Consider the following 3,471-nt stretch of genomic DNA (forward strand, 5'->3'; position numbering starts at 1 on the left):
GCGTTGCAGCCGGTATAGAGGATGCGAAGGAGCTCGAGGTAGCTCACGACGTTCTGGTCGTAGATCGGGACATCGTCGAAGTCCTCGAGCAAGTTGAAAATGATATGGGGCCGCTCATCCCGAATCGCGCGTCGGATCACGCCGAGGTCGCTTTCCACCCCGAGCCGGGCCACGCGATGTCCCATGCGCACCAGCGTCTCGATGACGTCGAACTCCATCTTCCAGGACACCTCGCGCAGGTCGTAGCCCTCGATGTTATCCGGCGGCATCATGCTTTCGTGCATTAGAGCAAGGACCCGGAGATGTCTCATAAGGCCAGGCGGTAGCGACCGCTGTGGAGGTAATTCATCGTGTGCACCGCGAGCAGCAAGGAGAAGTTCAGCTTGGCCTCTTCCGGATCGACCCCGAGGAACAGGCCGAGGTGCTTCGACCGAGCGATCATCTCGGCGATCACCTGATCCACGGTGTATTGATAGACACCGGTCCATCGTGCAACGAGACGCCTCACTTCTTTTCGGTGAGAGGCGATGAACGCGGAAGCCCTGATGCCTCCCGATTCGGGTGTGCCGTCGAACAACCTCTTCAAATCCCGGTCGTAGAGCTTGGGAAGATCCAGTTGATACTGCTCGCGCTTCTTCTCATAGTGAGCGCGAAGCGTTCGCTTGAGACTGGAAATGGAGTACGGACGTCGACGCGTCGTGACGGTGGGCGTTTGATTGGCGATCTCTCGCATCAATTCGTCCATGTACTTCAGTTTCTTGAAAGCGGCCCATCCCTGGTACCTGACTCGCCACGAAGAGGTCGTATCGAGCCACACGGCAAAAGTCTCGGCGAAGTCCTCGTCGGGATGGCTCTGAGCATACCAGTAATCGATGTTGCGCACGAAGTTCTTGCTGAACGGTTTGGGCGCGTAGTCCTCGGGGTAAGGAGCCGAGGAGAGCCCGAACAGCTTTTGCCGGCGCCGACGTCGGTGAAGTTGATAGGCGTGATCGATGGCGTGTCCGCATTCGTGGCGAAGGATGCGTCGGCACCAGTCCTCGGTGCCGCCTTCGACCTCGAGCATCTGGCTGCGCTCGAGCTTCATGAGGCGAGGGTGCGCCAGATAGAAGGGAAGTGCGACTCCGGGAACTCCGCTGGGGGTGAACCATTCCTCCCCGAGCCAGAAGTAGGGGCGGAACACGAGGCCCTTTTCGGCGAGCTCCTCCTCGAGCTCCTCGATACGCTTGCCCAGGAACCCCCCGTCGAGTTGGAGGTCGAGGTCGCAGAGGCGAAGATCCAGGAGTTTCTCGTCAGAAAGCTCGGCCCACGGGGGATTGTTCTGCGGATCCTCCACCATCAAGATTCATTGTACCGACGGAGCTCGTCTGGATGTGAGACGGTCAGGGTAGTTTCGGGTAGTGGTTGTTGTGCCGGGTGAACCGGGTAACCTGTTCGTTCACGACGTCGAACACGATTTCTTCTCCCAACTCTCCGTCGTCCCGAATCCGGCGAAAAACGTGCGCGCCAACGTTCTTGAGCTCCACGAGCCCTTCCTTGGGATCGTCGCTGGGAAGTTGTACTACGGCGATCGTGTCCTTCCAGGGAACGACGGCGATCTCACCTCCGAAACCGGACCGGTAACGCCCGGTGTAGAGCGTCATGTCGGGCGGGGCCGGAGTGTCGGGAGATTCGCGCGCCTCTTGGAGCGCCGGGGCCACGATCTCGTATGCGATCCGAGTGAAGATTCCGGCGTCGACGTCGACGGCGTTGGTCATGACGATCGCGGCGAACCTCTCCTCGGGGCGGAGGAGCAGGTGCGAGCGAAAGCCGGGACAGCTTCCGCCGTGGCCCACGAAGGTCTTGTCGTCGCGCCGTGTCACGGAATAGCCGAGCCCCCAGGTCGTCTTCCAGTCGGGATCGACCCAGTGGACGCGATGCATCTCGCGAAGTGTGGACGCTTTGAGGATCTCCTCGCCGCCATGTTCCAGGAGCCGGAACTGCCACGAGGCGAACCGCGCCAGATCTTCGACCGTGGAGGCAAAACCGGCAGCGGGCGCGATCCCACGAGTCTGGAAGAATACGAGGGGAGTCCGTGCTCCGTCTCGCGACCGTCCGCTGTAGCCGGTCGCGAAACGACCGCCCTCGTGCTTCTTGGGGATCTCGGGCGTCGTATCCGTCATTCCCAGCGGCTCGAGGAGATGTCGCTCGACGTACTCGGCATAGGGCACTCCCGATACGGCTGTCACGGTTTCGCCCGCTAGCGTGAGCCCCAGGTTCGAATACTGGAAGTACCGTTCAGCAGGGTAGAGCGTCTTCTGGTGGGAGATTCGCTCGATGATTTCCTCGCGGGTCGGAAACTCGAAATCGGGAAAGGTCCAGTACGGATGGTCCGACTCCCGGGGAAGTCCGGCGGAATGCGTCAGCAGTCCCCGTATCGTGATGGGAGATGTGTCCTGGTAGGTTTGCTCGATATCGAACCAGGGCAAGTGCTCGACGACGGGATCGTCGAGGCGGAGCTTTCCCGCGTCTCGAAGCTGCAGCACCGCGGAGGCGGTGAACAGCTTGGAGATCGAGCAGATGCTGTAGATCGTGTCCGTGGCAGCCGGTACTTTGGTCTCACGGTGCGCGTCGCCGAAGCCGCGGGCCCAGAGGAGCTCCTGGTCGTGGACGACCGCGAACGACACGCCAGGGATGTCCTCGTAAGCTTGCTTCGCGTCGGTCCAGGCCTCGAGAAGTCCGATCGCAGTCTTTACCCGAGGGTGGTCGCCGATCTTGGGCGACTCGCCGGAAACGTTCGCGGCGAGGCCGAAGAGAAGAGCGCTGACAATGGTTGGCCGTAAGCCCATGCTCGGACACTCCAGAAATGCGAGTTACTCAATCGACCGAAATCGTGCATTGGTCCCGAATGCGGCAGCAATATACACTGTCGGCCGCGCCAGGAGGTAGTCATGCAACGAATCGCCATCCTTCTCCTTGTCGTGATTTTCGCCGGGACTTCGTCTGGATCTCAAGTGGGCGACATCAGCTTTCCCACTTCGGCTTCGGCCGAGGCGCAGGAGCATTTCCTCAGAGGCGTCGCCATCCTGCACAGCTTTGGCTTCGAAGACGCGATCGATGCTTTTCGGGAGGCGCAAGCGCTCGAGCCCGACTTCGCCCTCGCGTACTGGGGAGAGGCGATGGCCTACAACGAGAACCCGCTCTCGTCCCCGACGCGACAGGACCTTCCGGCGGCACGAGCTGCGCTTCGAAAGCTCGGCCCCTCGCGCTCCGAGCGCATTGCCAAGGCGAGAACCGAGCGGGAGAAGATGTGGATGGAAGCGGTGGAGCTTCTCTACGGCGAGGGGGACAAGTCGAGCCGCGACTGGGCCTACGCGGACGCGATGGAGAAGATCGTCGCGAAGTACCCAGACGACGAGGAGGCTCGTGCTTTCTATGCTCTCGCACTGCTCGGGACGGTTCGCCGCGCGGGCGAGGACTTCAATCAGCAGATGA

General features: G+C 61.2%; 4 protein-coding genes. 1 reads left to right on the forward strand and 3 read right to left on the reverse strand.

Going from position 1 to position 3,471, the window contains the following annotated elements; translation table 11 throughout:
* From VEK15_16290 to VEK15_16300, 3 genes are all read right to left on the reverse strand, one after another.
* A partial coding sequence (locus tag VEK15_16290) for a D-alanine--D-alanine ligase (GenBank protein ID HXV62261.1) occupies positions 1-272 on the reverse strand: 272 nt, incomplete at its 3' end.
* A gap of 35 nt (positions 273-307) precedes the next feature.
* Positions 308-1,336 carry a hypothetical protein gene (locus VEK15_16295; GenBank protein HXV62262.1) on the reverse strand — a complete coding sequence of 343 codons (1,029 nt, stop codon included), beginning with the start codon at positions 1,334-1,336 and terminating at the stop codon, positions 308-310.
* A gap of 43 nt (positions 1,337-1,379) precedes the next feature.
* Complete coding sequence (locus VEK15_16300; protein HXV62263.1) at positions 1,380-2,825, reverse strand: serine hydrolase domain-containing protein; 1,446 nt, start codon at positions 2,823-2,825, stop codon at positions 1,380-1,382.
* Between the two features lie 102 nt (positions 2,826-2,927).
* On the opposite strand from VEK15_16300, the gene VEK15_16305 reads away from it, so the two are divergent.
* On the forward strand, positions 2,928-3,471 hold a 544-nt coding region (locus tag VEK15_16305; protein ID HXV62264.1), incomplete at its 3' end, for a hypothetical protein.

This window comes from Vicinamibacteria bacterium (genome assembly GCA_035620555.1).
In the GTDB taxonomy this organism is placed as follows: domain Bacteria; phylum Acidobacteriota; class Vicinamibacteria; order Marinacidobacterales; family SMYC01; genus DASPGQ01.